A 26,668-nucleotide genomic window follows, 5' to 3' on the forward strand; every position below is an offset into this window, starting at 1 on the left:
CGGTTTGCCAGCGAACCGTAGGGAGCGATAGCGCGGATGCGATATCGCATGCCGTCAAGAGCTTGTCGCGCCCTCCAGCCCTCGCTACCCTGACCGGGCACTCCAGCGCTTCCCGACCCCGGCGACGATTCCCCCGTCAGCACCCGGGGCCCGCGCGCTCCAACCTGGTCCGGCATGTCCAACTCCCGCTTCGTACATCTCCACGTCCACACCGAGTTCTCGCTGGCGGACTCCACCATCCGTGTGCCGGCCAAGCCGGACCAGGCGGACCCGAAGAAGGCCAAGCAGGCCAACCTGCTGTCACGCTCGGTCGAACTCGGCCTGCCCGCGCTGGCGGTGACCGACCTCAACAACCTGTTCGCCCTGGTCAAGTTCTACAAGGCGGCCGAAGGCGTGGGCATCAAGCCTATCGCCGGCGCCGACGTGCTGATCGCCGAGGAAGGGCAGGATCCGTGGCGGATGACCCTGCTGTGCCGCGACCGCGAGGGCTACCTGAGCCTGTCGCGGCTGCTGACCCGCGCGTGGATGGAAGGCCATCGCCCCGAAGGCGGCGTGGCCATCCATCCGGACTGGCTGAAGGCCGGCAACGCCAACCTGTTCGCGCTGGCCGGCCGGCAGAGCCTGGCCGGGCGCCTGGCGCTGGACGGCAAGCATGAACTGGCCGAGCAGCAGCTGGCCGATTGGCAGCGCGTGTTCGGCGATGGCCTGCACCTGGAGCTGACCCGCACCGGCCGCGAGGGCGAGGAAACCTTCAACCAGTTCGCGCTGATGGCCGCCGGCCAGCGTGGCCTGCCGGTGGTGGCCAGCAATGATGTGCGCTTCCTGGCGCCCACCGATTTCAGCGCGCACGAAGCGCGCGTGTGCATTTCCACCGGCCGCGTGCTGGACGACCCCAAGCGCCCGCGCGAGTACAGCGACCAGCAGTACCTGAAATCGGCCGAAGAGATGTGTGCGCTGTTCGCCGACATTCCCGATGCCATCGACAACACGCTGGCGCTGGCCGAGCGCTGCAACATCGAGATGCGGCTGGGCACCTACTTCCTGCCCAATTACCCGGTGCCCGACGACGAGACCCTGGACACCTGGATCCAGAAGATGTCGCGCGACGGCCTGGAAGAGCGCCTGGAGAAGAATCCGCTGGCGCCGGGCAAGACCCGCGAAGATTATTTCGAGCGCCTGGAGTTCGAGCTCAACACCATCATCAAGATGGGTTTCCCCGGCTACTTCCTGATCGTGGCCGACTTCATCCAGTGGGGCAAGAACCAGGGCATCCCGATCGGCCCGGGCCGTGGTTCGGGTGCCGGTTCGCTGGTGGCGTGGGCGCTGAAGATCACCGATCTGGACCCACTGCCGTACAACCTGCTGTTCGAGCGCTTCCTGAACCCGGAACGCGTGTCGATGCCCGACTTCGACATCGACTTCTGCATGGACCGCCGCGACGAGGTGATCGACTACGTCGCGCGCAAGTACGGGCGCGAGCGCGTCAGCCAGATCATCACCTACGGCACCATGGCCGCCAAGGCGGTGGTGCGCGACTCCGGCCGCGTGCTCGGCTTCCCGTACGGCCTGGTCGACGGTGTTTCCAAGCTGATCCCGAACATCCTCGGCATCCACCTGAAGGATGCACTGGGCAAGGGCAAGGAAGGCCCCAGCTCGGAAATGGCGTCGCCGGAACTGATCCAGCGCTACGAGACCGAGGACGATGTCCGCGACCTGATCGACCTGGCGCTGCAGCTGGAAGACCTGACCCGCAACGCCGGCAAGCACGCCGGTGGCGTGGTGATCGGGCCCGAGCCGCTGAGCGAGTTCTGCCCGCTGTACGCCGAACACGACGAGAACGGCCTCGGCAAGAACCCGGTCACCCAGTTCGACAAGAACGACGTGGAAGAAGTGGGCCTGGTGAAGTTCGACTTCCTCGGCCTGCGCACGCTGACCATCATCGACTGGGCGGTGAAGGCGATCAACAAGCGCCATGAGCGCGCCGGCATTCCGCCGGTGGACATCGCCGCGATTCCGCTGGACGACACGCCCACCTACAAGGACATCTTCGCCAACGGCAATACGGGCGCAGTGTTCCAGTTCGAATCCTCGGGCATGCGCCGCCTGCTGAAGGACGCGCGCCCCGATCGTTTCGAAGACCTGATCGCGCTGGTGTCGTTGTACCGCCCCGGCCCGATGGACCTGATTCCCTCCTTCAATGCGCGTAAGCACGGCCAGGAAGAAATCATCTATCCCGATCCGCGCACCGAAGCGATCCTGAAAGACACCTACGGCATCATGGTGTACCAGGAGCAGGTGATGCAGATGGCGCAGATCGTCGGCGGCTACTCGCTGGGCGGCGCCGACCTGCTGCGCCGTGCGATGGGCAAGAAGGTGCCGGCCGAAATGGCCAAGCACCGCGAGATCTTCCGCGAAGGTGCGGCCAAGGACGGCGTGGACGAAGCCAAGGCCGACGCGATCTTCGACCTGATGGAGAAGTTCGCCGGCTACGGCTTCAACAAGTCGCACGCCGCCGCCTACGCGCTGGTCAGTTACCAGACCGCATGGCTGAAACGCCATTACCCGGCCGAGTTCATGGCGGCCACGCTGTCGTCCGATCTGGACAACACCGACAAGGTGGTCGGCTTCCTCGACGAGGTGCGTAACCTCGGCCTGACCGTGCTGCCGCCCAAGGTGAACCAGTCGGCCTTCATGTTCGAAGCGGTGACCCCGGACACCATCCAGTACGGCCTCGGTGCGATCAAGGGCGTCGGCCAGGGTGCCTGCGAGGCGGTGGTCGAGGAGCGACTGAAGGGCGGCCCGTTCAAGGACCTGCTCGACTTCTGCACCCGCGTCGGCTCGGCCAAGCTCAACCGACGCACGCTGGAAGCGATGATCAACTGTGGTGCGTTGGACGAGCTTGGCCGCAACCGTGCCTCGCTGATGCTGCAGCTGCCGGAGGTGATCAAGGCTACCGACCAGATGGCCCGCGAGCGCGCTTCGGGACAGAACTCGCTGTTCGGTGGCCCGGACCCGAGCGCGACCACGATCCAGCTGGACCTACCCGAAGCCGAAGAATGGCCGCTGCTGCAGCGCCTCAACGGCGAGCGCGACACGCTGGGCTTCTATCTCAGTGGCCACCCGTTCGATCCCTGGCGCGATGATGTACGCGACCTGGTCGGCAACGACCTGGGCTCGGTGGAGAAGATCTGGAGCGCCAACAGCGGTGGCGGTGGTGGCGGCGAAAAGCGCTGGCGCCCGGAAGTACAGACCGTGCTGGCCGGCCAGGTGGTCGGCGTGCGCCGCAAGGGCGAGAGCCAGATTTTCATCCAGCTTGAAGACGGCCGCGGCCGCGTCGAGTGCAGTGCGTTCTCCGACGCGATGGCCGAGTTCGGCCACCTGATGACCAAGGACCGCATCCTGGTGGTCAAGGGCGGCCTGCGTGAGGACGAATTCAACGGCGGCTTCGCGCTGCGCATCCGCCAGTGCTGGGACTTCGACGAAGTCTGCGCCAACTACGCCACGCGGCTGTCGCTGCGCCTGGACCTGCGCCAGCAGCGCCCGGTCTGGGAGCGCGTCAATGCGCTGCTGGACCGCCATCGCCCGGGGCGCACGCCGCTGCGCCTGGACCTGCTGCTGAAGGGCCCGCACGGCGGCGTCGCCGGCATGCTCGATGTGTCCGGGCAGAGCGCGGTGCGCATCGATTCCAAGTTGATGGAGGCGCTGCGCGCCGACCCCGCCGTGCGCACGCTGAAAGTGCGCTACAGCCCACCGTGGGCCAGCTGAGGTCGGCTCCTCCGTATTCCTGTTTTTCCCGTTCCAGTCATCAAGGACGATTGCCAATGAAGACCCTGCTGTTCCCGTTCGCTGCCGCGCTGGCCCTGGCCGCCTGCTCGCCATCGAAGGTCGAGTTCCAGATCGACAACCCGACCGATGCGCCGCTGGCCCTGAGCATCGATGGCAAGGACCTGCCGGTGGCCGCACAGGGCACGCGCCCGATCTCGCTCGCTGTCGGTGAGCACCGCCTGCACACCGACAAACTGGGCGACGTGCGCTTCATCGTCTACGTCGATGGCCGTGGCGGCCTGATCAACCCGACCCTGAGCGAGTACGTGATCGCCCGCGAGGTCTATGTCACCGACGAGAGCAAGCTGAAGAACTTCGGCACCGGCAAGGCCGGCATCGAGCTGGGCGGCGTCGCCTTCGAGGGCCCGTTCGAGAAGAGCCACGACCTGTTCATCGACAAGACCTGGACCTACGGCGTGCGCGAGCCCTTCCCGAAGGAAAAGGTGGTGGCCCACGTCGACGCCAGCGGCGGCCAGATCGTGGCCAAGGTGTTCACCGCCACGGACTTCATCGCTTACGTGGAAGAAGGCATGGGCGAGCCCGGCGCGTTCAAGCGCGAGCAGCCGGCTGGCTACGTGGCCCCGGCGTTCAGCCTGGAACCGGCCCCGGCCAGCCTGCCGGCGCTGGTGCCGGCCTTCGAGGCCCACGCCGCGCCGCTGCGCGAGGTCTATGCGCGCTGGCTGAAGGCGACCACCGCCGATGAACAGAAGGCGCTGCGCAAGCAGGACTTCGCCGCGCAGATGGCCTTCACCTCGGCCACCGCCACGCTGGGCAGCGGGCTGGGCCGTGACGCCAACGAGGCCTACAACGACTTCGTTTCCCAGCGCAGCCAGCTGATGGGCCGCAGCGCCCTGGTGGTACCCTGAGCTGACTGGCGCGCCCCGCCCGGCTGCGCTACCGTCGCCTTCCAGACGAAGGCGTACGGGTGGTTTGCGCGCATTCGGCTAGAATTCCCCTCTTCTTTACACGACGGCTTCCGATGAATCCGAACTACCTCGACTTCGAGCAACCCATCGCCGACCTGGAAGCCAAGATCCAGGAACTGCGCAACGCCAGTGCCGGGCCGGCGGTCAATGTCGAGGCGGAAGTGCACGCGCTGCAGGACAAGCTGCGCATGCGCACCGCGCAGATCTTCCGCAACCTGACCTCGTGGCAGGTGCTGCAGCTGGCACGTCATCCGTCGCGCCCTTACACCGCCGACTACCTCCGCGTCATGTTCGATGAGTTCCAGGAGCTGGCCGGCGACCGTGCCTTCGCCGACGACAAGGCGATCATGGGTGGCCTGGCCCGCATCAACGGCCGTGCAGTGATGGTGATCGGCCACCAGAAGGGCCGTGACACCAAGGAGAAGATCAAGCGCAACTTCGGCATGCCCAAGCCGGAGGGCTACCGCAAGGCCCTGCGCCTGATGAAGATGGCCGAGCGCTTCGGCCTGCCGGTGCTGACCCTGATCGACACCGCTGGCGCCTGGCCGGGCATCGACGCCGAATCGCGCGGCCAGTCCGAAGCGATCGCGCGCAACCTGATCGAGATGGCCGAACTGAAGGTGCCGATCATCTGCACCGTGATCGGTGAAGGCGGCTCCGGCGGGGCGCTGGCGCTGGGCGTGGGCGACCGCACCGTGATGCTGGAATACGCGGTGTACTCGACCATCACCCCGGAAGGCTGCGCCTCGATCCTGTGGAAGGACGCCGGCAAGGCCAAGGACGCGGCCGAACAGCTGGGCCTGACCGCCCCGCGCCTGAAGAGCCTGGGCCTGGTCGACAAGGTCGTGCGCGAGCCCACCGGCGGCGCCCACCGCAACCCGACGCAGATGGCCAAGCGCCTGAAGGCGGTGCTGCTGAACGAGCTGGATGCGCTGGACAAGCTGTCCACCGAACAGCTGCTGGAACAGCGCTACGCGCGCCTGCGCAGCTACGGCACGTACGAAGCAGCCTGACGTAGTGCCGGCCGCTGGCCAGCATGCAGGTAGGCCTGGTAGTGCCGGCCGCTGGCCGGCAACACGCAGGTGATTGCAGAAACGAAAGCGCCGGGCAAATGCCCGGCGCTTTCGTTTGCGCCCTGACGGCATCCACGCATGGCGTGGATCTACCGGGTGCAGATGACCCCGCCTCAGAACGGCTTGGCCAGCACCAGCCATACGATCGGAATGAAGGCCAGCAGCGGGATCTCGTTGATCCAGCGCAGCGCGCGCGACGACGGCAGCGCCCTGCCCTTGGCCACGCCCTTGAGCAGGCGGCCGATCCAGCCGAAGTACACCAGCAGCAGCACCACCAGCCCCAGCTTGGCATGCAGCCAGCCGGCGCCACCAGGCGCGACCATGGTCGGGAAATCGGGGATGACCTTGTAGCCCAGCCACAGCACCAGGCCCAGCAGGAATGCCAGGCCGAACATCGAGTGGCCGAAGCGGTACAGGCGCAGGCCCATCAGCTGCAGGCGCTCGGTCACCGCCGGCTGGCCCGCAGTCTCGGCCAGGTTCACCAGGATGCGCGGCAGGTAGAACACCGTGGCCATCCACGCCACCACGAACACGATGTGGAAGGTCTTGACCCAGTAGTAGCTCTGCATGCGCTCGCTCCGGCGGCTGGCGTAGATGGGTACCCATTGTCGCAGTAGAGCCACCCCATGGGTGGCTGCCGCGTCCAATCGCCGCAGCATGGCAGCCACCCATGGCGTGGCTCTACTGCAGGTCCGCCCCCCCCCCCCGGGGGCGCAACACCGTACGATAGTCGCCGTTTTCCCCGATCGCGCACCGCCCCATGGACAAGACCTACGACGCCGCCTATTTCCAACGCTGGTACCGCCGTGCCGACATCGGCGGCAGCGCCCGCCTGGCGCGAAAGGTCGCCCTGGCCGTGGCCAGTGCCGAGTACTACCTGGAACGACCGATCCGCAGCGTGCTGGACATCGGCTGCGGCGAAGGCGCCTGGCGCGCACCGCTGCTGAAGCTGCGTCCGAAGGTCGAATACCTCGGCTTCGACAGCAGCGAGTACGCTGTGCGCCGCTACGGCAGGACCCGCAACCTGCACATGGCCCGCTTCGGCGATTTCGCCTGGCTGCGGCCCTGTGCCCCGGTCGACCTGCTGGTCTGCTCGGACGTGATGCACTACGTGCCCGACCGCGAGCTGCGCGCCGGACTGGCCGGCGTGGCAGAGCTGACGGGCGGCGTGGCCTTCCTGGAGACCTTCGCCGCCGAGGACGCGTTCGAAGGCGACCACGACGGCTTCCAGGCGCGCCCGGCGCGCTGGTACCGCCGCACGCTGGCCCGGCATGGCCTGCAGCCGGTGGGGTCGCACTGCTGGCTCGGCCCCGCCCTGGCAGGCGATGCGGCCGCGCTGGAACGGATGTGAATCCAGATTCATTATTTTCAGCCGACTTAACCTGCGGGACACCCGGATGGGATATGCTGCGCGGCAACATATGACCATACATATTCGGTCGTCATGCTCTATCAACTGCACGAACTGACCCGCAACCTGCTCGCCCCCTGGGTGCACCAGGCCCAGGCCAACGCCAGGTTCTTCGCCAACCAGGGCCACTGGTGGTCGCAGATGCCCGGCGCTGATCGCCTGGCGGCGGTCAATGAACTCTTCCACCGCATCGGCAAGGATTACGAGAAGCCCGAGTGGGGCATCAACGAAATCGACGTCGATGGCGAACGCGTGCCGATCGTCGTGCACGAGGAAGTAAGCAAGCCGTTCTGCAAGCTGCTGCGCTTCAAGCGCCACAGCAATGAAGCCGACCAGCTGCACACGATGCTCAACCAGCCGTTCGTGCTGGTCGTTGCGCCGCTGTCAGGCCACCATGCCACGCTGCTGCGCGATACCGTGCGCACGCTGCTGCGCGACCACCGCGTGTACGTCACCGACTGGGTGGACGCGCGCATGGTGCCGGCCAGCGAAGGCGAATTCGGCCTGGACGACTACATCGCCTACATCCAGGAATTCATCCGCCACCTCGGCGTGGAGCGCCTGCACGTGGTGAGCGTGTGCCAGCCGACCGTACCGGTGCTGGCCGCGGTTTCGCTGATGGCCAGCCGTGGCGAACCGACGCCGCGCACGCTGGTGATGATGGGTGGCCCGATCGATGCGCGATGCAGCCCGACCGCAGTGAACAACCTGGCCACGCAGAACCCGCTGTCGTGGTTCGAGAACAACGTCATCCACACCGTGCCGGCCAGCTATCCCGGCGCCGGTCGCCGCGTGTACCCGGGCTTCCTGCAGCACGCCGGCTTCCTGTCGATGAACCCGAGCCGCCACTTCAGTTCGCACTGGGATTTCTACACCGACCTGGTCAAGGGCGACCTGGAAGACGCCGACGCGCACCGTCGTTTCTACGACGAGTACAACGCGGTGCTGGACATGCCGGCCAGGTACTACCTGGATACGATCCGCGTGGTGTTCCAGGACTTCCTGCTGCCGCGTGGTGAGTGGGTGGTCAACGGCGAGAAGGTCGATCCGTCGGCGATCCGCGATACCGCGCTGCTGAGCATCGAGGGCGAGCTGGACGATATCGCCGGCCTCGGCCAGACCGAAGCCGCACAGGCGCTGTGCACCGGCATCACTGCGGACCGCCGTGAGCATTTCATCGTCGAAGGTGCCGGCCACTACGGCATCTTCAGCGGCCGTCGCTGGCGCGAAGTGGTGTACCCGAAGGTGCGCGACTTCTTCGCCGCGCATGCCGAAGCACCGGCGGCGAAGGCCACGAAGAAGAAGAGCAACGTCACCCCGTTGCGGCGAAAGGCGGGCTGATTCCCGGCAGGGGTCGGATCCCTTTCCAACGGAAAGGGCTCTGACCCCAGCATGATGGGATCCGGGGTCAGAGCCCTGTTCTGCGAACAGGGATCCGACCCCTGGCCTGTTACAACCGCACCAGCAGGTTCTTGGCGATCAGACCGTGCAGCTTGCCGATGCCGCGTGCCAGATGCATCGTCAGCAGCAGCAGCAGCGCGCCCGCCGCAGCAACCGTGATCGCCACCAGCGGCGATGCAGCCATCGGCAGTACGTTCACGCCATCGACGTACACGCCCGGAATGTCGCCACTGAAGATCGCCGCGACCGGCGCCCAGATCAGGCTCAGCGACAGCGACAGCAGCGTCACCGCGAGGGTGAAGTAGATGACGCCCAGCGGCAGCATCAGCACGAAGTACAGCAGGGTCAGCCAGGTGCGGCCATCGGTGAACATGTCGCCGATGCGCTGCAGCCAGGTGCGGCTGCGATCGGTGTAACGCGGGCGGCGCGGCATGCGTTCTCCCAGCAGCGCTTCCACCAGCCGCCCTTCCAGCAGCGCCAGCCCGCGCACCGAGCCGAAGAACAGCACGGTCAGCGGAATGCCCACGATCAGGATCAGCAGGCCCAGCGACAGCGACAGGCCGGTCACCACCCAGGTGAAGAAGAAGATGCCGGTAGCCAGCGACAGCAGCATGTAGAACAGCGCACCGTAGGTGTGCGGATCGGTCACCACGCCGAAGAAACGCGCCAGCAGCGAGCGCTGCACCGGTGCCGGCGGCGGTGCGGCCGGCTCGACGCCACTGGCTTCCGCCGCCGCGCGCAGCACCGGCGCGGTATCTGCACGTGGCGTACGCAGCGCGCGGTTCACCGTCACTTCGGTCTCGCGATAGATCTCGGCCACTTCGTCCGGGGCGCCATAGCTGCCAGCGACGTCGGCGATCACCTCGGCCTCGCTGCGGCCGGGCTGCGCCGCCAGCTCCGAGCGCAGGTATTCCTCGGCGTCGTACAGCGCGTCCTGCACCATCGCCGGGTCGGCACCTTCCAGCGCCACACGCAGCTGCGCCAGGTACTGCGGGATGGTCGTGGGCAGGGCTCGGCCTGCCAGGCTCGGGTCGTTCATTGCGGTACCCCCTCCAACACGGAATCGACGGAATCGCGGGTGGCCTGCCAGGCGTGGCGCCACTGCGCCAGCACCTCGCGGCCACGTTCATTGATGCGGTAGTAGCGCCGCGGCGGACCGCTGCTGGACGGCTCCACGTGGCTTTCCAGCAGACCGGCAGCCTCCAGGTTGCGCAGCACCGGGTACAGCGCGCTCTGCTTGCCGCTCAGCACGCCCTCGCCCACCCGCTCCAGCTCCTTGGCAATGAGGTAGCCGTACAGCGGCTCCCCGGCCCGGGCCAGCACCGCCAGCAGGGCCAGCGACACCGTTCCGGCGCTGAGCTCCTTCTGGAACTTCTTCAGCTGGACATCGTCCTCGGACATGACCGGCCCTCCACTACGTTGAAGTCCACAGTAGTGCGAAGTTCGGTATAGCGAATGTGTCGTTAGTCATCGTGCCGGTTGGCGTGGCCGGGCCGCTCGCGCAGAATCGAAGCCTCGTTCATGTTCCGGGGATCCCATGCCGCACCTTCGTCGCCTTGCCCTGACCGCCCTCGCCCTGTCCTGCCTGCTGCCCGCCATGGCCAGTTCGGCCACGCCCTACCGCAGCCCGCAGCAGATCCTCGACGCATCGGCGGCCAGCGACTGGCGCACCCCGGACCCGGCCAACCTGCTGTACATGGACCTGCCGGCGGGGCGGGTGATCATCGAGCTGGCGCCGCAGTTCGCCCCGCGCCATGTCGCCAACATCCAGACCTTCGCCCATGAGCACTTCTGGGACGGCACCAGCATCTACCGCTCGCAGGACAATTTCGTGGTGCAGTTCGGCGATGCCGACGCCGATGACGCGGCCAAGGCCAGGCCGTTCGGCAGCGCCGCGCGCAAGCTGCCGGCCGAGTTCGAACGCGCCAGCGCCGGCCTGAAGGTCAGCGTGCTGCCGGACCGCGATGGCTGGGCTGCGCAGACTGGTTTCGTCGACGGCTTCCCGGTCGGCCAGGACCCGCAGGCCGGCAAGGCCTGGCTGGCGCACTGCTACGGCATGCTCGGCGCCGGCCGCAGCAATGAAGAAGACAGCAGCATCGGCGCCGAACTGTACGTGGTGACCGGCCAGTCGCCGCGCCAGCTGGACCGCAACATCACCCTCGTCGGCCGCGTGCTGAAGGGCATGGAGCTGCTCAGCGCGATCCCGCGCGGACCGGCGCCGATGGGCTTCTACACCGACCCGAAGCTGCGTACGCCGATCGTGTCGATCCGCCGCGCCAGCGACGTACCGGCGGCAGAGCGCACGCCGATCCAGGTACTGCGTACCGACTCGAAGACCTTTGCCGATACGGTGGAGGCACGGCGTAATCGCGTGGATGATTTCTACAAGCGTCCGGCCGGGCATATCGATCTGTGCAATATTCCGGTGCCGGTGCGCTGATGGTTTCCTGCGCGTGACGCGTGCTGAAGGTGCTTCACTGTTCATGGGCGTCACTTTTCTTTTCGCGCGAAAAGAAAAGTAACCAAAAGAAACGCGCCGCCAGGTCGCGAGCCGCCGTGCTTCGCACGTCGGTCCCCTGCGCTTCTCGGTGAATCAGGGGACGGTGCCGAACTCGCTGCGCTCAGACATCGGCACCTCTTCGCCCCTGATTCCCCTGCGATGCTCGGCTCACTCAAGGCGGACCCAAGGTCAAGAGCCACAGCTGCACGACGATGCATGGTAGTGCCGGGCCGGGCCCGGCGAGCGAAGCGACCGCTTCTGCCTTTGATCTTGGATCCGCCTTGAGCGAGCCGAGCACCGCAGGTCCGGCGAGGGCGAAGAGGCGCGGGTGTCTGAGCGCAGCGAGTTCCCGCGCCGTCCCTCGACGGGCCGAGGAGCGCAGGGCACCGGTGCGCAGCACCGGCTCGCGGCCGGCGGAACGTTTCTTTTGGTTACTTTTCTTTGCGTACAAAGAAAAGTAACGCCCATGAACAGTGAAGCACCTTCAGCACGCGCAACGCGCAAAACGCCAATTCCTCAGCCCTTCTGGCTCACCGCCACGCTACCCAGAATCAACACACCCGCAATCAGCATCTGCACGGTCACCGCCTCACCCAGGAACAACCACGCAAACGCCGCGCCGAACAGCGGAATCAGGTAGGTCACCGTCGACGCCCGTGACGGGCCGATACGGCCGATCAGGCGGTAGAACATCAGGAACGCCAGCCCGGTGCAGGCCACGCCCAGTGCGACGGCCGCGCCCCAGGCCTTCAGCGGAATCGCCGCCTGCGGCCAGTGGCTCACCGCCATCGGCAGCATCCACAGCGAGGCACACGACAGCGTTGCCGCCGCCGCGGCCGCCGACGGCAGGCCGGTCATGTGCCGCTTCACCAGGTTCACGCCCAGGCCGTACAGCAGCGAAGCCGCCGCACCGGCCAGCACCGCGGTGCCGATACTCAGGCCGGAAACCTTGGCGGTGGCCAGCACCACTACGCCAGCGAAGCCAACCAGCAAGGCACCGGCGCGGCGCAAGCCGATCTTCTCGCCGAAGAACAGGAAGGCGATCAGCGCGGCGAACAGCACGGTCATCGCATTGCAGATCGCGCCGATCGCCGCCGGCGCCTGTTCCGCTGCATAGGCGAACAGCACGAACGGCAACGCCGAGTTGATCAGGCCGATCGGTGCCAGCCACAGCCAGCGCCGCGGCGGGAACTGCGCGCGGGCGCGCCACAGGAACGGCAGCAGCACCAGCGCACCCAGCACCAGCCGCACTTCGACCAGCGCGAACGGGCCGAACGACGGCACCGCCACCCGCATGAACAGGAACGAGCAGCCCCAGATGGCGCCCAGCAGGGTCAATTCCAGCGGCGTGCGCCAATCGCGCTCGGCCGCCTGTGGGACCGCATTCATGCCTTGCCTCCGTACATCGTCAATTCCTCGCCAAGGCGGACAGGATCAGGCGCAGACGCCCGCCGCACAAGCGCGTAGTATCGCTGCCAGCCACAAATATGGTTTGAGGCTCGACATGCTGCTACGCCCTTCCCTGCTACCCGCACTGGCCGTGTTCGCGGTCGCCGCGCGCCACCAGAACTTCGCCCAGGCCGCCCAGGAGCTGCACCTGACCGCCAGCGCGGTCAGCCACCACGTCCGCCGCCTGGAAGAAGTGCTGGAAGTACGGCTGTTCCTACGCCACGCCCGCGGAGTGCGCCTGACTGCCGAGGGCAGGCAACTGGCCGACGCCGCCAGCGCCGCCTTCACCGATGTCGCGGCCGTCGCCCATCACCTGCAGCCGGATGCCGACAGCGTGCCGCTGCGGATCACCACGCTGCGCTCGCTGTCCTACTGCTGGCTGCTGCCACGGCTGCCGCGCTTCACCCAGGCCTACCCGCACATCCGCATCGAACTGCATACCGGCAGCGGGCTGGATCGCTATGACGACAACGGCCCGGAAGTGGGCATCCGCTACGGCCTGGGCCAATGGCCCGGCCTGCGTGCGCAGCACCTGATGGATGACTACCTGTTCCCGGTCGCCTCACCGGCACTGGCCGGCGTCGAAACGCTGGTCGATCCGGCGCGCATCGCCGACCTGCCGCTGCTCACCGACCTGTCGCCGCAGGGCTGGCGCGACTGGTTCCGCCACGCCGGCGTGCGCACGCCGTCGCCGCTGCCACCCATGCACACCTTCGCCGACAGCACCGATGCGATGCGTGCAGCGGTGTATGGCATGGGCGCGGTGCTGGCGCGAACCCACATCGCCCAGCCCTATCTGCAGCGCTACGAGGTGGTGCGCCTGCCCGGCCCGGCGCTGAAGGCGCGCTATGCGTATCACGTAGTGCATGCCGAAGGACAACCGCCCAGCCCGGCCGCACGCCTGTTCATCGACTGGCTGCTGGAGCAGGCGCAGGACGAACGCACACCGATTCCCGCATTGCCGGACAGCCTGCTCGGGCGCCCGGCCACACGCGCCTGACTGCACCCTCACCCGTTCTTTGCCCGGCGCTGGCTAGGCTGCAGGCAACTCCACAACGTACCTACGCCATGGCCATGCTGCGACTGCGCATCACCGGAACTGAAGACGACGCCCGTGCCATCAGCGACCTGCTGCTCGGCCTGGAGGGCATCGAGCATGTCGAGGAAACCGACGATCTGATGCCGCACATGGACGACGACGATTCCAGCTCGGCCGGGCTGTCCGACGACATCGGCCCGGGCATCCATGAGCTGGAAGTGGAAGTCGGCAATGAAAGCACCGCGCAGAAGGTGCGCGACGCAGTGCAGGAACTGGCGCTGGAGCTGGATGTGTTCGTCGAGTACGAGACCGACGAGGGCTGATGCCGGCGGGCTGCCGGCATCAGCCTCCACCTCAGAGGCTGGGCGGCAGCTTGCGACGGCGGCGGCGCCACCATGCACGCACACCCCAGGCCGCGATCAAGGCCAGCACCGCCACCGGCAGCAGCGCGGCGACGGCGCGGATCAGGAACGCAACGCTGGTGCTGAGGATGCTGCCCGACTCGCTCAGCGCCTCGCCGATCTCGCTGCGGCTGCGCTGGCCGGACGTGGTATCGAAATGGATCGTCACCAGCTGGGTATCGATGCGCCGGCGCTGCTGCGCGGCATCCTTGCTGGCCTGCTCGACACCCGCCTCGATCTCGGACAGCCGCGTGGTGATCGCCATCAGGTCCTCGATCTTCAGGTCCTTGCGGTCCTGGTAGGCCAGCAGCCGCGCGTGTTCCTTCTCCAGCCGCGCCTTGGTCAGCGCGGTGTCGGCCACGGCCTGCGCGAGGTCCTCGGCACGCGTGTTGCGCGACTGCAGCGTGCCGCCCTCACCGGCCAACGCGATCAACGGCTCGGTGCCCTTCGGTGCAATCCGCACCTTGACCTCGCCGCTGGGCTGCTCGCCGCTGCGCTGGTCTACCTGCAGCACCGCGCAGTCACCGAACTTCGCGCTCTGGCAGGCCTGTGCCACATGCTGGATGCGCGGTGCGATCTGCGCCGCTTCCAGTTGCACCTGCACGTCGTGTTCGTAGGCGAGGAATGCGCCTTCCGGTGAAGCGATGGCAGCCTCGGCCGCCGTGGCGCCCGCATCCGCCGCCATGTCGCCCTGCTTGGCGCAGGCGCCCAGCGCCAGCAGCAGCACCGGCATTGCCGCCATGCACGTCCACGCGCGCACCGGCCTCACAGTGCGGCCCCGTCGTAGGAGGTCACCGCCAGCGTGGCCAGATCCACTGCAGGCACGCAGCGCACGTTCACCGCCACCATCGGCATACCGCTGCGCGGATCCACCGCCTCGCTGTAGGGGGCAATGCCGCATTCGCGGCAATGGTGATGGTCGATGTGGGCCTTGTTGAAGTGGTAGGTGGCCACGTCCGCCGGATCGGTGCTCAGCTGGAACGCTTCGCGCGGGGCGAACCACAGCAGGCTGCCACGGCGGCGGCACATCGAGCAGTTGCAGTCGATGACGTCGCTGATCGGCGCCCCGGCCTGTACGGTGAATGCGATCCTGCCGCAATGGCAGCTTCCCTGGTATTGCATGTCCTGCGCTCCGCTGGAGGGTCCTTGTCTGCGCCCATGGTAATCCTATGGCACGGGGACAAAGCAGCCCCGCGGCCCTATGCTCGGGGTTTGACCCTGTACAGGAACGCCGATGCGCCCGCATCTTCTTGCCCTCGCCCTGGTCGCCGCGCTGGCCGGTTGCCAGCCGGCCGACGCCCCGACCAACGCTTCCACCCCGGCCACCAGCCAGCAGGCCGGTGACGCGGCGGTCGATGCCGCCTTCGCCGACCTGTCCAAGCGCGCCCTGGACACCTGGATGCAGCTGTCGCCGGTCAGCGCTACCCAGATCGGTGACCACCGCTACGACAGCGAGCTGGACGACCTCAGTGCCGCCGGCCAGCAGAAGACCCTGGCAGCCTACAAGGCGCTGCTGGGCGAGCTGGACAAGATCGAGGTGGCCAAGCTGGGCCGCGAGAACCAGGTGGACGCAGCGATCCTGCGCAACCAGCTGCAGTCGGAAATCTGGAACGCCGAAGTGCTGCAGTCCGGCAAGTGGGACCCGCAGCTGTACAACGGCATCGCCGGCAGCGCGATCTACGGCCTGATGGCGCGCGAGTTCGCGCCGCTGCCGGAGCGCCTGAAGTCGGCCACCGCGCGCATGGAAAAGCTGCCGGCGATCTTCGCCCAGGCCCGCGAGAACCTGGATCCGGCGCGCGTGCCGAAGATCCATGCCGAGACGGTGGCCAAGCAGAACAAGGGCATCCTCAGCATCGTCGATACCTTCATCACCCCGCACATCGGTGAACTGCCGCAGGCCGACCAGCAGCGTCTGCAGGCCGCCATCGACGGCCTGAAGAAGGCGGTGGACGAGCAGCAGACCTGGCTGGACAAGACCCTGGTGCCGAATGCCAAGGGCGACTTCCGCATCGGTGCGGAAAAGTACGACCAGAAGCTGAAGTTCGCGTTGAGCTCCTCGCTGTCGCGCCAGGAGATCGGTGAGCGTGCACGCGCCGAACTCAAGCGCGTGCGCGAAGACATGTACGGCATCGCGCAGACCGTGCTGAAGGACAAGCCGGGTGCGCCGGAGATGCCGGCCCAGCCGACCGGCGAGCAGCAGCAGAAGGCCATTGAAGCTGCGCTGGAGCTGGCCTACGCCGACAAGCCGGCACGCGACAAGGTCGTCGACGATGCCAAGGCCGCACTGGAGCAGTCCACCGCGTTCGTGCGCGAGCACGATCTGATGACGCTGCCCGACGCGCCGGTGGACATCATCCTGATGCCGGAATTCCAGCGTGGCGTGGCCGTGGCCTACTGTGATTCACCGGGTCCGCTGGACAAGAACCTGAAGACCTTCTACGCCGTGTCGCCGATTCCGGACGACTGGAACGACAAGCAGGTCGACTCGTTCCTGCGTGAGTACAACTCGCGCATGATCCACCTGCTGAGCATCCACGAAGGCACCCCGGGCCACTACCTGGAAGGCTGGCATTCGGCCAAGTTCCCCTCCACCCTGCGTGCGGTGCTGCGTTCGGGCCTGTTCGCCGAAGGCTGGGCGGTCTACACCGAGCGCATGATGCAGGAGCAGGGCTACCTCAACAACGACCCGCTGTTCCACCTGGTGCAGCTGAAGTTCTACCTGCGCACGATCTCCAACGCGATCCTCGACCAGGGCGTGCACGTGGACAACTGGGATCGCGAGAAGGCAATGCACCTGATGACCCACGACGCGTTCCAGCAGGAAAGCGAAGCGGCGGGCAAGTGGGTGCGTGCACAGCTGACCTCGGCACAGCTACCGACCTACTTCGTCGGTGCGCAGGAACACTTCGACACCCGCAAGGCGGTGCAGGAGAAGCTGGGCGACAAGTTCAACCTGAAGGCGTACCACGACCAGGTACTGTCCTACGGCGCACCGCCGGTGCGTTTCGCACGCCAGCTGATGCTGGACCAGCCGATCGAGTGATCGGGGTGGTGTGAGTTGAAGCGGAGCGGCCCGGGGAAACCCGGGCCGATCTGTTTGTGGGGGATCGCCAGACCATCTCCGCATCACATGCCGGCAACATGGCCAGGCGCATCGTTCGCCGGATTCCCCCTTCCGCCGGTTTCCAATGTCTCTCCCCTTGCGCCTCGCCCTGCTGCCCACGCTGCTGGCCAGTGCGGGTGCCTTCGCCGCCTGCCCCGCGCCGCCGCCCGGCCAGCTGGACATCCGCGCGCTTGGCTACTACACCGACAAAGTCGGCTCGATCATCGACCCGGTACTGAACCAGCAGAACAAGGACGCCACTGCACCGCTGGACCGCTATGCCGCCGACGTGGCGCGCATGAGCGATGACTACCTGCGCAACGGTGACCCGGCAGCGGCACAGTGCACGCTGAGCTGGTTGGGTGCGTGGGCCGACGACGGCGCCATGCTCGGGCAGATGATCCGGGTCAACAACGATCAGTCGTTCTACATGCGGCAGTGGATGCTCGATGCGGTAGCAATGGCCTACCTGAAAGTGCATGACCAGGCCAACCCGCAGCAGCGTGCGCGTATCGATCCGTGGCTGCAGAAGCTGGCACGGGCCAATCTGGCGTACTGGGACAATCCGAAACGGCGCCGCAACAACCACTACTACTGGGGCGGGCTGGGCGTGCTGGCCACCGGACTGGCCACCGACGACGACGCCCTGTGGCAGGCCGGCCACGCCGCGTTCCAGAAGGGCATCGATGACATCCAGGACGATGGCAGCCTGCCGCTGGAGATGGCCCGCGGGCAACGGGCCCTGCACTATCACGACTACGCATTGGCGCCACTGGTGATGATGGCCGAGCTGGCGCGGCTGCGCGGCCAGGACTGGTATGCCAGCAAGGACCATGCAATTGACCGCCTTGCCCGCCGCGTCATCGAAGGCAGCAAGGACCCTGCATGGTTCAACCAGCACACCGGCGTTGCCCAGTTGCCCCTGCAGGCCAGCGGCTGGGTCGAGTTCTACCGCCTGCGCTCACCTGACGGCGGCGTGTTCGACGCCGCGCATGCACGCGGCCCGTTCCACTCGCCACGGCTGGGCGGCGACCTTACGCTGATGGCCACGCAGGGCATCGTGCGCACGCCGCTGCGTTAGCAGCGCGCCTCAGCGGGCTTTCGGATGCAGCAGGCGCTGGAACTCGGCGACGGTGCACCCCTGAGCCGCGCACCCCGGCACACGCAGCACGACGCGGCCCGGCGGCTGCGCGTTGGCCAGCGGCAGCGCATCGCGCAGCTGCGCGGTGGTCGGGTAGACGTAGGCCAGGCGGATCCGTTCCACCCCGCTGTGGCGATCACGCCAGCGTTCGAACTGCAGCAGGCCACCGATCGGTGTCTTCTCGTACTGCCCCGGCAGGCTGTAGTCGCTGATTCCCAACGCCGCCAGCACGGAACCGATATTGGAATCGTGACCGACCAGCAGGGTCACCTTCGGCGACGCCGGGTCGTCGAACAACGCATTCACTCTTGTCAGCAGCGGAGCGGCCACATCCCGCGCCACCTCGGGCGTTCCGAACAGGATGTCCTGGTAGCGGTTGCGGATCTGCGCCAGCGCCTGCCATTGCGCCTCGGTGGTCAACCGGCCCCAGCCTTCGCGGGGGATGCCACTGCCCTGGTAGTGCTCCATCAACAAGGCATCGACCAGCCCGCTGGCCAGCGCCAGTGATCCGGACGCGCGAGGCTCCTTGCCCGGTTCCGTACTGAAGGTGGTATCGGCCAGCGCCAGATGGCAGTCGCTGTGCCCCTTGCATGCCGCCGACTGCGGATAGCGGGTGATCTCCTCCACCACGGACAAAGCCGGTGCCAGGTCCACTGCGGCCAGCGCTCGCTGCATTGACTCCAGCGCGCGCGTGCGGAATGCCGCGTCGTCGCGGCGGATCACCGGATCGAACAACGGATCCATCGAGCCCAGCGGCATGCGCTGTTCGACCGCAATATGGCAGCCCGGGAAAGCACCGGCAACGAAGAACTGCGCGGTGGCCTGGGTGCGCTGCAGGCTGTTGGCGTACGCGTGGAAGTCATCCTCCTGCGGGCAACCCGACACCGGCAACAGCTGCGCCTGGCGCAGCCACTGGGCGATGTAGCGGCCCATGTAGACCTCCAGCACGCCTCCCTTGGTAGTCAGCTCGCCCGGTGCCACCTCCCAGCGCGGCCAGGCCTCGGGCGTCGCATTGGCCAGCGCGCCGGAGGCCACCACCGGCGCGCGCAGGTTGTGACGGCTGAGCAGGACGACCTGCTTGAGCTGGTCGCCGTCCATGGGTGCCGGCGCAGCCGTGGCAACCGTGGCAACCAGGCTGAGTGCCAGCAACAGGGAGCGCAGGGGGCGGATCATGCAGGTCTCCGGAAACACGCTGGGGTCAGAGCCCTTTCCTGCAGAAAGGGATCCGACCCCGAAGCGATCATTGATCGGCAGCAACAAATCCACCGGTCTGCCGCGCCCACAACCGTGCGTACAGGCCACCGGCCGCAATCAGCTCGGCATGGGTGCCGGTCTCCACGATGCGTCCCTGGTCCATCACCACCAACCGGTCCATGCGCGCGATGGTCGACAGCCGGTGCGCGATCGCGATCACCGTCTTGCCGCCCATCAGCTCATCCAGGCTGTCCTGGATCGCCGCTTCCACTTCCGAGTCCAGTGCCGAGGTTGCTTCGTCCAGCACCAGGATCGGGGCGTCCTTCAGCAGCACGCGGGCAATGGCGATGCGTTGGCGCTGGCCGCCGGACAGCTTCACGCCGCGCTCGCCGACATGTGCGTCGTAGCCACGACGCCCCTGCCCGTCCACCAGCGTATCGATGAAGGCTTCGGCACGTGCCTTGGCCACCGCAGCGCGCAGCTGCTCATCGGTCGCGTCTGGACGGCCGTACAGCAGGTTGTCGCGGATCGAGCGGTGCAGCAGCGAGGTGTCCTGGGTGACCACACCGATCTGCTGGCGCAGGCTTTCCTGGGTGACGTAGGCAATGTCCTGGCCGTCGATCAGGATGCGGCCGCTTTCCAGGTCGTACAGGCGCAGCAGCACATTGACCAGGGTCGACTTGCCGGCCCCCGAAGGACCGACCAGGCCGATCTTCTCGCCCGGCTTCACCACCAGGTCCAGGCCTGCGATCACGCCACCCTTCTTGCCGTAGTGGAAGTGGATGTCCTGGAAATGCACGCCGCCACGGGTCACCTGCAACGGCACTGCATCCTCGCGGTCCTGCACGGTCAGCGGCTGGGCGATGGTGGTGATGCCATCCTGCACCGTGCCGATGTCCTCGAAGATGCCGTTGATGGTCCACATGATCCAGCCGGACATGTTGTGGATGCGGATCACCAGGCCGGTCGCCAGCGTGATCGCACCGACGGTGATGTGGCCGCCATTCCAAAGCCACAGCGCCAGCCCACAGGTACCGGCGATCAGGAAACCGTTGACGATGGCGATGGTCAGGTCCATGCCGGTGGTCACCCGGGTCTGCGCGCGGTGCTTGACCGCCAGTTCCTGGATCGACTCGGCCACGTAGGCCTGCTCGCGCCCGCCATGGGCGAACAGCTTCAGCGTGGGAATGTTGGTGTAGCCATCGACGATGCGGCCCATCGCCTTGGAACGCGCTTCGGACGCAATCCAGGCCCGTTCCTTCGCGCGCGGCACGAAGTAGACCATGATCACCGCATAGGCCAGCAGCCACAGGATCAGCGGCACCATCAGCCGCCAGTCGGCCTGCGCGAACAGGTACAGCGCGGTGCCGGTATAGACCACGATGTACCAGAGCGAATCGACCATCTGCACCGCCGACTCGCGCAGCGAGGTACCGGTCTGCATCACCCGGTTGGCGACGCTGCCGGCGAAGTCGTTCTGGAAGAAGCTCAGGCTCTGCCGCACCACATAGTTGTGCATCAACCAGCGCGAGCGGTTGCTCAGGCCGGGCACGATGGCCTGGTTGACCAGCAGGTTGTGCAGGCCGACCAGGATCGGACGCGCAATGACCGTGATGAACAGCATCCAGCCCAGGTCGTTGGCATGGCGCTTGAAGAAGTCGGCACCGGGCTGCTCGGCGACCATGTCGACGATGCGGCCCAGGTAATCGAACATCGCCACTTCCACCAGCGCCAGCAGCAGGCCGGCGATGAGCGTGGCCAGCAGCACCGGCCACACCGGGCGCAGGTAGTGCAGGTAGAACGGCAGCACCTTGCGCGGAGGCATCCGCCCGTCCACTGGCGGGAACACCGGAATCAGGGATTCAAACCAACGGAACATCGCATTCCCTCGCCATCTTTAGCTGGCGGAGTATCCCATGCCGCATGTGTACGCCGGCCGACGATCGCTGCGGCTGCGGTCGTGCCGGCCGCTGGCCGGCACCCTTGCGACGCATCCGGGGATCATGAGGTTGCCGGCCAGCGGCCGGCACTACCCATCGGATTCGTCAAACGTCAGCGCCGGGCCACGCCCGGCGGCGTCATTTCACTGGGGTGAACAGCAGGTCCTGGAAATCGAAACTGAAATCGGTCAGGTCGGAAATCGGCTGCATGCGCACCTCGCGCACCTTGCCGTCCGGGTCCAGGCTGAAGTTCACGAACGCGTCGGCGTTGAGCGAACGGTCGTCCCAGCGCACGATGAAGGTGTCGTGCTGCCAGTGCTCCAGGCGTCCGCTCAGCTGCGCGGTCTTGGCAAAGCGCAGGCGCAGTCCCTTGCCCTCGGCACTGACCTGCATGTCGCCATACCAGCGGTCGCGGAACATGCCTGTGTAGCCGGCCAGCGCCAGCGACGGCCTGCTGCCCTTGTCGCGCGCGCTCTGGTGCTTGGCCCACGCCTCGTCGGCCTTGTCCTGTCCCTTGGCCACGGCCTTGGCATAGGCGTCCACCCAGTCATGCTTTTCACCGCCCAGGTAGGCATCGAGCACACTCAGGGTGATCGCATTGAACGCCGCGCCCACTTCCTGATTGGTCAGCACCACCACGCCCAGTTTCTCGCCCGGTACCAGGGTCAGCCGCGAAACCATGCCCGGCCAGCCACCGGTGTGCCAGACCAGCTTCTGCCCGCGGTAGTCGCTCAGGCTCCAGCCTTCGCCATAGCCGGCGAAGTTGGCCCGCGCCGGTGCCAGCTCCGGCACGCTCGGCGCCGGGATCGACTGCGGCGTGATCATCCGCCACATCTGCTGCTGGCTCTTCTCGGAGAACAACGGCGTGCCGTCGGCCAGTTTGCCTTCGGCCAGCTGCACCTGCATCCAGCGCGCCATGTCGTGCGCGCTGGAATAGATGCCGCCGGCGCCGGCATTGTTCGACCAGGTCAGCGGCGCGACGGTGCGCAGGTCCTTGAAATCGTACTTGGCGTGGCCGACCGCGGCCTTGTCGCCCGGCTTCAGGTGATCGGCGTTGTAGCGCGTGCCGGCCATGCCCACCTTGTCGAAGATGCGGGTCTGCAGGAACTGCTGGTAACTCATGCCGGAAACATGCTCGATCACCTGCTGGGCGACCGCGTACAGGATGTTGTCGTACGCATAGCCCTCGCGGAATCCACCCTTCAGCGGCACCTTGCCCAGCCGTTCCACCACTTCGGCATTGCTGTAGGAGGTGGTCGGCCAGAACAACAGGTCACCGGCGCCCAGGCTTAGTCCGCTGCGATGCGACAGCAAGTCGCGGATCGTCATCTGGCCGGTCACGAACGGATCGGACATGCGGAAAGACGGCAGGTGGTCGATCACCTTGTCGTCCATCTTCAGCTTGCCGTCCTCGGCCAGCAGGTTCAGCGAGGTGGCGGTGAACGCCTTGGTGTTGGACGCAATGGCAAACAGCGTATCGGCCTGCACCGGTTCCGGCTTGCCCTGCTCGCGCACGCCCCAGCCGCGCTCCAGCACCACCTCGCCATCCTTGACCACCGCCACCGCAATACCGGGCACGTCGAACTGCGCGCGCACGCGCTCGACGGTTGCATCCAGCTCCTGCAGCTGCGCCGGGGTGGCAGCGCTCGCCATGGTCGTGCACGCCAGCAGCACGGCTCCTCCAATCCAGGGTTTCATCCAGCACGATCTCCGAACAGGGGTGGCGGCCATGTGCAGGCCGTCACCGGGGTTTCGCGGGATGGTAACGTTCTGCGTTGCACCCTGCCCTGTGCCATAGGAGGGGTGTCATGGGCGAGAACGGCCAACCGAGCAGCGGCTCCACCATCATTCCGTGCCTGCGCTACCGCGATGCGCAGGCTGCCATCGACTGGCTGCAGCGCGCCTTCGGCTTCCATGCCCAGGCCGTCTACGCCGATGGCAATACGGTGTTCCATGCGCAGCTGACCTTCGGCACCGGCATGATCATGCTGGGCTCGGCCAGCAACCAGAGCGCGTGGAGCGAGCATGCGGCGATGCCTGATGAGGTCGGCGGCCGCCAGACGCAGAGTGCCTGCGTGATCGTCACCGATGCCGACGCGCACTACGCCCGGGCCAAGGCCGCCGGTGCCCGAATCGTCATCGACATCGCCGACCAGGACTACGGCGGTCGTGGCTATGCCTGCGCCGACCCGGAAGGCTACCTGTGGTGGTTCGGCAGCTACGACCCGTGGCGCGCGGACCACGGCCAGTGACCGCCGGAACGATCCGCTGCGGCATCGGTGGCTGGGTGTTTCCCGAATGGCGCGGCGGCGTTTTCTACCCCGTGGGCCTGCCGCAGCGTGAAGAACTGGCCCATGCCAGCCGTGCCCTGCGTTGCATCGAAATCAACGGCACCTTCTACCGCACGCCCACCGCCGCGCAGTGCGCGCAGTGGGCCGCACAGACGCCGGAAGGCTTCCGGTTTTCGATGAAGGCGCCACGCTACCTGGTGCAGCGCCGCGACCTGTCCAGCACGGTCGAGGCGGCCGCGCCCTTCCTGCAGGCGGCGACCGCGCTCGGTGACCGGCTGGGCCCGCTGCTGTGGCAGTTCGATCCACGGCATCCGGCCGACGCCGAAGCACTGGAACGGCTGGTGGCACAGCTGCCGAAGCAGCTGGACGGGGTGCCGCTGCAGCATGCGCTGGAGGTCCGCAACGCCGAGGCACATGGCCCGGCACTGGTCGACGCCGCCCGCCGCCATGGCGTGGCGCTGGTGATCGAGGACAGCGACGAGGCGCCATTGCACGGCGATGTCAGTGCCGGCTTCGTCTATGCGCGAATCAAGCGCAGCCAGGCCCGCTTGAACGAGGGCCTGCCGGCGCCCGTGCAGCAGCGCTGGGCCGAACGCGCACGCCGCTGGTCACGCGGTGAACCAGTGGATGACCTGCCCTGCCTGGCCGCGCCAGCTCCGGAAACCCCGCGCGAGGTCTACCTGCTGTGCATCGGCGCGGGCAAGGCACGCAACCCGGCGGCGGCGATGGCACTGCAGCGGCGGGTTGACCAGGGCAGCGATCCCACACGCGGGTAGCGCTGCGACGTTCGCCTTGCCTCACAATAGGCGGATGAGCACACCCGACACCCGCAAAGCGCTGTGGCAGATCCACTTCTGTGTCCTGCTGTGGGGCGTCACCGCCATCCTCGGCAAGCTGATCACCCTGCCCGCATTGCCGCTGGTGTGGTGGCGCATGCTGCTGGTGACGGCGATGCTGGCCCTGCTGCCGCGGGTCTGGCGCGGGCTGCGCACCCTGCCCCTGCGGCTGGTGGCCGGTTACGCCGGCATCGGTGCGCTGGTCGCCCTGCACTGGCTGACCTTCTACGGCGCGGTGAAACTGGCCAATGCCTCGGTGGCCGCCACCTGCATTGCACTGGCGCCGGTGTTCACCTCGATCATCGAACCCTGGGTCGCCAAGCGGCCGTTCCAGCTACGTGAACTGGCGTTCGGCCTGGCGGTGCTGCCGGGTGTTGCGCTGGTGGTCGGTGGCGTGCCCGATGGCATGCGCCTGGGTGTCTTGATCGGCGCGATATCGGCGCTGCTGGTGGCGGTGTTCGGCTCGCTCAACAAACGCATGGTCAGCCACGCCGATCCGCTCACGGTCACCGCACTGGAGCTGGGTGCCGGCACCCTCACCCTGACCCTGCTGGCACCGCTGATGCCCTACCTGCTGCCAGCACTGGCCAGCCCGCTGTGGGTGGTCCCGAATCTGCACGACGGCATCCTGCTGCTGGTGCTGGCCGGGTTCTGCACGCTGCTGCCGTTCGCCCTGGCCCTGGTCGCACTGCGCCACCTGAGCGCCTATACGGTGCAGTTGGTGACCAACCTGGAACCGGTCTATGCGGTGGTGCTGGCGGTGGTGCTGCTGCGCGAGCAGCACGAGGTCACGCCGTGGTTCTACCTGGGCGTGGCCATCATTGTCGGCGCGGTGTTCCTGCATCCGCTGCTGAACCGCCGCAAGCCGGTGCAGCACCCGGAAATCCTTGGCACGGCCGAAGCACGCAACATCGCCGATTGAATGCATCCGCGCATGGCGTGGATCTACCGGATCCGGATCGATGACTCAACGCTGCGGCCAATGCCAGGCCGGCGCATCCAGCAGGCCCTGCCCGCTCAGCAGCGTGCGGCCCTGTTCCTTGTGCAGATGCAGCGAGTGGCAGCCCGGCGCCTGCTCCAACGCCGCGATCAGCCGGCTGGCGTGTGACACCACCCACACCTGGCTGCGCGCACTGGCGGCGATGATCAGCCGCGCCAGCGCCGGCAGCAGGTCCGGATGCAGGCTGGTCTCCGGCTCGTTCAGCACCAGCAGCGGCGGTGGCCGCGGCGTGTGCAGTGCCGCGGCCAGCAGCAGGAATCGCAGGGTACCGTCAGACAATTCGGCCATCGACAACGGCCGCAGCAGCCCGGGCTGGTGGAATCGCAGGGCCAGTCGACCGTCCAGCTCTTCGAAGCCGACCGTGGCGCCGGGGAAGGCATCATCGACACTGCGTGCCAACGCAACCGGATCTCCGATCTCGAGAATGGTCACCCAGGCCGCCGCCAGATCCCGCCCGTCGTGATGCAGCACCGGCGTGCGCGTTGCCATCGCCGGTTGTCGCGCCGGGGCATCGGCGTCGCTGCGGAAATGATCGTAGAAGCGCCAGCGACGGATGTACTCACGCAGGGCGATGGTTTCCGGCATGCGCTGCGGATCGCCGACCTGGGTGAACAGGCTGTCGAACAGCGACAACCGGTCATCCACGAGATCCCAGCCGTGCGCATGGCGTTGCCGCACCATTGCCCCACGGCGATCGACCAGCAGGTTGGCGCTGCGCAGGAACGGCCCGGCCCAGATCGCCTCCGCCTTGATCTGCGGATCCAGCGCAAACGCGGAACGGCTGGGTGGCGGGTAGCCCAGGTCGATGGCATAGCCGAACTCGTCGGTGGTGAATCCCAGCTTCAGCCCCACTGACGCCTGCCGGGGTCCGCCCTGCAGCGGGATCTCGCCGGCCGCAACCCGGCGATCGATGGATTCGGGGCCGGCCCACAGCGCCGAACCAAGCCCGCCTTCGCGGGCCAGCACCGCCGCGACGCCGCCCTGGGCGGTTTCCGCCAGCAGGCGCAGCGCGCGGTACAGGCTGGATTTGCCACTGCCGTTGTCACCGGTGACCACGTTCAACGGCTGCAGCGGCAGTACCAGCCCGTGCAGCGAGCGATAGTGGGCGATGGCCAGGGTCTGCAGCATGGCTGGTGTC

Annotated in this window: 23 protein-coding genes; 13 read left to right on the forward strand and 10 right to left on the reverse strand. The window is 67.1% G+C overall.

Annotated elements, in window-relative coordinates:
- Positions 1-174: 174 nt before the first annotated feature.
- The 3 genes from dnaE (at position 175) to AC5P5R_RS00170 (ending at position 5,764) form a co-directional block, all read left to right on the forward strand.
- Positions 175-3,765, forward strand: a complete 3,591-nt coding sequence (dnaE, locus tag AC5P5R_RS00160; RefSeq protein WP_164281481.1) for a DNA polymerase III subunit alpha — start codon at positions 175-177, stop codon at positions 3,763-3,765.
- 56 nt (positions 3,766-3,821) lie between these two features.
- Entirely contained in the window at positions 3,822-4,691 is an 870-nt protein-coding gene (locus tag AC5P5R_RS00165) for a hypothetical protein (protein ID WP_005412733.1), read from the forward strand.
- 113 nt (positions 4,692-4,804) lie between these two features.
- Positions 4,805-5,764: an acetyl-CoA carboxylase carboxyltransferase subunit alpha gene (locus tag AC5P5R_RS00170; RefSeq protein WP_005408731.1), complete on the forward strand. Its 960-nt coding sequence runs from the start codon at positions 4,805-4,807 to the stop codon at positions 5,762-5,764.
- A gap of 173 nt (positions 5,765-5,937) precedes the next feature.
- On the opposite strand, the gene AC5P5R_RS00175 is transcribed toward AC5P5R_RS00170, so the two are convergent.
- Positions 5,938-6,393 (reverse strand): CopD family protein, encoded by a 456-nt coding sequence (locus tag AC5P5R_RS00175; protein ID WP_005408730.1) that lies wholly within the window; start codon positions 6,391-6,393, stop codon positions 5,938-5,940.
- Between the two features lie 191 nt (positions 6,394-6,584).
- Between AC5P5R_RS00175 and AC5P5R_RS00180 the strand changes: the two genes are divergently transcribed.
- The gene (locus AC5P5R_RS00180; protein ID WP_005408729.1) at positions 6,585-7,175 is read left to right on the forward strand and encodes a class I SAM-dependent DNA methyltransferase; all 591 of its coding nucleotides are present in this window, start codon (positions 6,585-6,587) and stop codon (positions 7,173-7,175) included.
- Between the two features lie 93 nt (positions 7,176-7,268).
- Positions 7,269-8,576, forward strand: coding sequence for a polyhydroxyalkanoate depolymerase (locus AC5P5R_RS00185; RefSeq protein ID WP_005408728.1), 1,308 nt, complete (start codon positions 7,269-7,271; stop codon positions 8,574-8,576).
- Between the two features lie 109 nt (positions 8,577-8,685).
- Here the strand turns inward: AC5P5R_RS00185 and AC5P5R_RS00190 are convergent, their stop codons facing one another.
- Both AC5P5R_RS00190 and AC5P5R_RS00195 read right to left on the reverse strand, forming a co-directional pair.
- Positions 8,686-9,675 carry a sensor domain-containing protein gene (locus tag AC5P5R_RS00190; protein ID WP_049395934.1) on the reverse strand — a complete coding sequence of 330 codons (990 nt, stop codon included), beginning with the start codon at positions 9,673-9,675 and terminating at the stop codon, positions 8,686-8,688.
- Positions 9,672-10,037: a PadR family transcriptional regulator gene (locus AC5P5R_RS00195; RefSeq protein ID WP_005408726.1), complete on the reverse strand. Its 366-nt coding sequence runs from the start codon at positions 10,035-10,037 to the stop codon at positions 9,672-9,674. The genes AC5P5R_RS00190 and AC5P5R_RS00195 overlap by 4 nt, the downstream gene beginning before the upstream one ends.
- Positions 10,038-10,173: 136 nt before the next feature.
- Here AC5P5R_RS00195 and AC5P5R_RS00200 point away from each other — a divergent pair, with 136 nt between their 5' ends.
- Positions 10,174-11,076 (forward strand): peptidylprolyl isomerase, encoded by a 903-nt coding sequence (locus tag AC5P5R_RS00200; RefSeq protein ID WP_005412728.1) that lies wholly within the window; start codon positions 10,174-10,176, stop codon positions 11,074-11,076.
- 576 nt (positions 11,077-11,652) lie between these two features.
- Here the strand turns inward: AC5P5R_RS00200 and AC5P5R_RS00205 are convergent.
- On the reverse strand, positions 11,653-12,525 hold the full coding sequence (locus tag AC5P5R_RS00205) for a DMT family transporter (RefSeq protein ID WP_043034843.1): 873 nt from the start codon (positions 12,523-12,525) through the stop codon (positions 11,653-11,655).
- A 115-nt stretch (positions 12,526-12,640) separates the two neighbouring features.
- On the opposite strand from AC5P5R_RS00205, the gene AC5P5R_RS00210 reads away from it, so the two are divergent.
- Both AC5P5R_RS00210 and AC5P5R_RS00215 read left to right on the forward strand, forming a co-directional pair.
- Positions 12,641-13,585, forward strand: a complete 945-nt coding sequence (locus AC5P5R_RS00210; protein ID WP_005408722.1) for a LysR substrate-binding domain-containing protein — start codon at positions 12,641-12,643, stop codon at positions 13,583-13,585.
- A gap of 68 nt (positions 13,586-13,653) precedes the next feature.
- The gene (locus tag AC5P5R_RS00215) at positions 13,654-13,947 is read left to right on the forward strand and encodes a hypothetical protein (protein ID WP_005408721.1); all 294 of its coding nucleotides are present in this window, start codon (positions 13,654-13,656) and stop codon (positions 13,945-13,947) included.
- A gap of 31 nt (positions 13,948-13,978) precedes the next feature.
- Here the strand turns inward: AC5P5R_RS00215 and AC5P5R_RS00220 are convergent, their stop codons facing one another.
- Both AC5P5R_RS00220 and AC5P5R_RS00225 read right to left on the reverse strand, forming a co-directional pair.
- The gene (locus AC5P5R_RS00220; protein ID WP_060380984.1) at positions 13,979-14,767 is read right to left on the reverse strand and encodes a DUF4349 domain-containing protein; all 789 of its coding nucleotides are present in this window, start codon (positions 14,765-14,767) and stop codon (positions 13,979-13,981) included.
- 23 nt (positions 14,768-14,790) lie between these two features.
- Entirely contained in the window at positions 14,791-15,147 is a 357-nt protein-coding gene (locus AC5P5R_RS00225; RefSeq protein WP_164281479.1) for a GFA family protein, read from the reverse strand.
- Between the two features lie 112 nt (positions 15,148-15,259).
- Here AC5P5R_RS00225 and AC5P5R_RS00230 point away from each other — a divergent pair, with 112 nt between their 5' ends.
- Both AC5P5R_RS00230 and AC5P5R_RS00235 read left to right on the forward strand, forming a co-directional pair.
- On the forward strand, positions 15,260-17,068 hold the full coding sequence (locus AC5P5R_RS00230; protein ID WP_099497551.1) for a DUF885 domain-containing protein: 1,809 nt from the start codon (positions 15,260-15,262) through the stop codon (positions 17,066-17,068).
- 145 nt (positions 17,069-17,213) lie between these two features.
- Complete coding sequence (locus AC5P5R_RS00235; RefSeq protein ID WP_099527836.1) at positions 17,214-18,209, forward strand: polysaccharide lyase; 996 nt, start codon at positions 17,214-17,216, stop codon at positions 18,207-18,209.
- A gap of 9 nt (positions 18,210-18,218) precedes the next feature.
- Here AC5P5R_RS00235 and agp read toward each other — a convergent pair whose 3' ends face one another.
- The 3 genes from agp to AC5P5R_RS00250 form a co-directional block, all read right to left on the reverse strand.
- Complete coding sequence (gene agp, locus AC5P5R_RS00240; protein WP_164225722.1) at positions 18,219-19,442, reverse strand: bifunctional glucose-1-phosphatase/inositol phosphatase; 1,224 nt, start codon at positions 19,440-19,442, stop codon at positions 18,219-18,221.
- Positions 19,443-19,509: 67 nt separating this feature from the next.
- On the reverse strand, positions 19,510-21,342 hold the full coding sequence (gene smrA / locus AC5P5R_RS00245; protein WP_012479597.1) for a multidrug efflux ABC transporter SmrA: 1,833 nt from the start codon (positions 21,340-21,342) through the stop codon (positions 19,510-19,512).
- 199 nt (positions 21,343-21,541) lie between these two features.
- Positions 21,542-23,101 (reverse strand): serine hydrolase, encoded by a 1,560-nt coding sequence (locus AC5P5R_RS00250; RefSeq protein ID WP_043034840.1) that lies wholly within the window; start codon positions 23,099-23,101, stop codon positions 21,542-21,544.
- Positions 23,102-23,211: 110 nt separating this feature from the next.
- On the opposite strand from AC5P5R_RS00250, the gene AC5P5R_RS00255 reads away from it, so the two are divergent.
- Genes AC5P5R_RS00255 through AC5P5R_RS00265 form a run of 3 tightly spaced genes read left to right on the forward strand, consistent with a single transcriptional unit; the run spans position 23,212 to position 25,452 of the window.
- Positions 23,212-23,655, forward strand: coding sequence for a VOC family protein (locus tag AC5P5R_RS00255; protein ID WP_012479595.1), 444 nt, complete (start codon positions 23,212-23,214; stop codon positions 23,653-23,655).
- Positions 23,652-24,470, forward strand: coding sequence for a DUF72 domain-containing protein (locus AC5P5R_RS00260; RefSeq protein WP_043034839.1), 819 nt, complete (start codon positions 23,652-23,654; stop codon positions 24,468-24,470). The genes AC5P5R_RS00255 and AC5P5R_RS00260 overlap by 4 nt, the downstream gene beginning before the upstream one ends.
- Positions 24,471-24,504: 34 nt before the next feature.
- Complete coding sequence (locus AC5P5R_RS00265) at positions 24,505-25,452, forward strand: DMT family transporter (protein ID WP_012479593.1); 948 nt, start codon at positions 24,505-24,507, stop codon at positions 25,450-25,452.
- Positions 25,453-25,497: 45 nt separating this feature from the next.
- Here AC5P5R_RS00265 and AC5P5R_RS00270 read toward each other — a convergent pair whose 3' ends face one another.
- Positions 25,498-26,658, reverse strand: coding sequence for an AAA family ATPase (locus AC5P5R_RS00270; protein WP_024956273.1), 1,161 nt, complete (start codon positions 26,656-26,658; stop codon positions 25,498-25,500).
- Between the last annotated feature and the right edge of the window lie 10 nt (positions 26,659-26,668).

The organism is Stenotrophomonas sp. YJH_SMC_19 (genome assembly GCF_059367915.1).

Bases quoted from the DNA above. Each gene is read 5' to 3' on its own strand.
- AC5P5R_RS00270 (WP_024956273.1), bottom strand. From the start codon at position 26,658: ATGCTGCAGACCCTGGCCATCGCCCACTATCGCTCGCTGCACGGGCTG.
- AC5P5R_RS00175 (WP_005408730.1), bottom strand. From the start codon at position 6,393: ATGCAGAGCTACTACTGGGTCAAGACCTTCCACATCGTGTTCGTGGTG.
- dnaE (WP_164281481.1), top strand. From the start codon at position 175: ATGTCCAACTCCCGCTTCGTACATCTCCACGTCCACACCGAGTTCTCG.
- AC5P5R_RS00195 (WP_005408726.1), bottom strand. From the start codon at position 10,037: ATGTCCGAGGACGATGTCCAGCTGAAGAAGTTCCAGAAGGAGCTCAGC.
- AC5P5R_RS00235 (WP_099527836.1), top strand. From the start codon at position 17,214: ATGTCTCTCCCCTTGCGCCTCGCCCTGCTGCCCACGCTGCTGGCCAGT.
- AC5P5R_RS00230 (WP_099497551.1), top strand. From the start codon at position 15,260: ATGCGCCCGCATCTTCTTGCCCTCGCCCTGGTCGCCGCGCTGGCCGGT.
- AC5P5R_RS00255 (WP_012479595.1), top strand. From the start codon at position 23,212: ATGGGCGAGAACGGCCAACCGAGCAGCGGCTCCACCATCATTCCGTGC.
- smrA (WP_012479597.1), bottom strand. From the start codon at position 21,342: ATGTTCCGTTGGTTTGAATCCCTGATTCCGGTGTTCCCGCCAGTGGAC.
- AC5P5R_RS00210 (WP_005408722.1), top strand. From the start codon at position 12,641: ATGCTGCTACGCCCTTCCCTGCTACCCGCACTGGCCGTGTTCGCGGTC.
- AC5P5R_RS00220 (WP_060380984.1), bottom strand. From the start codon at position 14,767: ATGGCGGCAATGCCGGTGCTGCTGCTGGCGCTGGGCGCCTGCGCCAAG.
- AC5P5R_RS00180 (WP_005408729.1), top strand. From the start codon at position 6,585: ATGGACAAGACCTACGACGCCGCCTATTTCCAACGCTGGTACCGCCGT.
- AC5P5R_RS00200 (WP_005412728.1), top strand. From the start codon at position 10,174: ATGCCGCACCTTCGTCGCCTTGCCCTGACCGCCCTCGCCCTGTCCTGC.
- AC5P5R_RS00225 (WP_164281479.1), bottom strand. From the start codon at position 15,147: ATGCAATACCAGGGAAGCTGCCATTGCGGCAGGATCGCATTCACCGTA.
- AC5P5R_RS00165 (WP_005412733.1), top strand. From the start codon at position 3,822: ATGAAGACCCTGCTGTTCCCGTTCGCTGCCGCGCTGGCCCTGGCCGCC.
- AC5P5R_RS00170 (WP_005408731.1), top strand. From the start codon at position 4,805: ATGAATCCGAACTACCTCGACTTCGAGCAACCCATCGCCGACCTGGAA.
- AC5P5R_RS00265 (WP_012479593.1), top strand. From the start codon at position 24,505: ATGAGCACACCCGACACCCGCAAAGCGCTGTGGCAGATCCACTTCTGT.
- agp (WP_164225722.1), bottom strand. From the start codon at position 19,442: ATGATCCGCCCCCTGCGCTCCCTGTTGCTGGCACTCAGCCTGGTTGCC.
- AC5P5R_RS00185 (WP_005408728.1), top strand. From the start codon at position 7,269: ATGCTCTATCAACTGCACGAACTGACCCGCAACCTGCTCGCCCCCTGG.
- AC5P5R_RS00190 (WP_049395934.1), bottom strand. From the start codon at position 9,675: ATGAACGACCCGAGCCTGGCAGGCCGAGCCCTGCCCACGACCATCCCG.
- AC5P5R_RS00250 (WP_043034840.1), bottom strand. From the start codon at position 23,101: ATGAAACCCTGGATTGGAGGAGCCGTGCTGCTGGCGTGCACGACCATG.
- AC5P5R_RS00215 (WP_005408721.1), top strand. From the start codon at position 13,654: ATGGCCATGCTGCGACTGCGCATCACCGGAACTGAAGACGACGCCCGT.
- AC5P5R_RS00205 (WP_043034843.1), bottom strand. From the start codon at position 12,525: ATGAATGCGGTCCCACAGGCGGCCGAGCGCGATTGGCGCACGCCGCTG.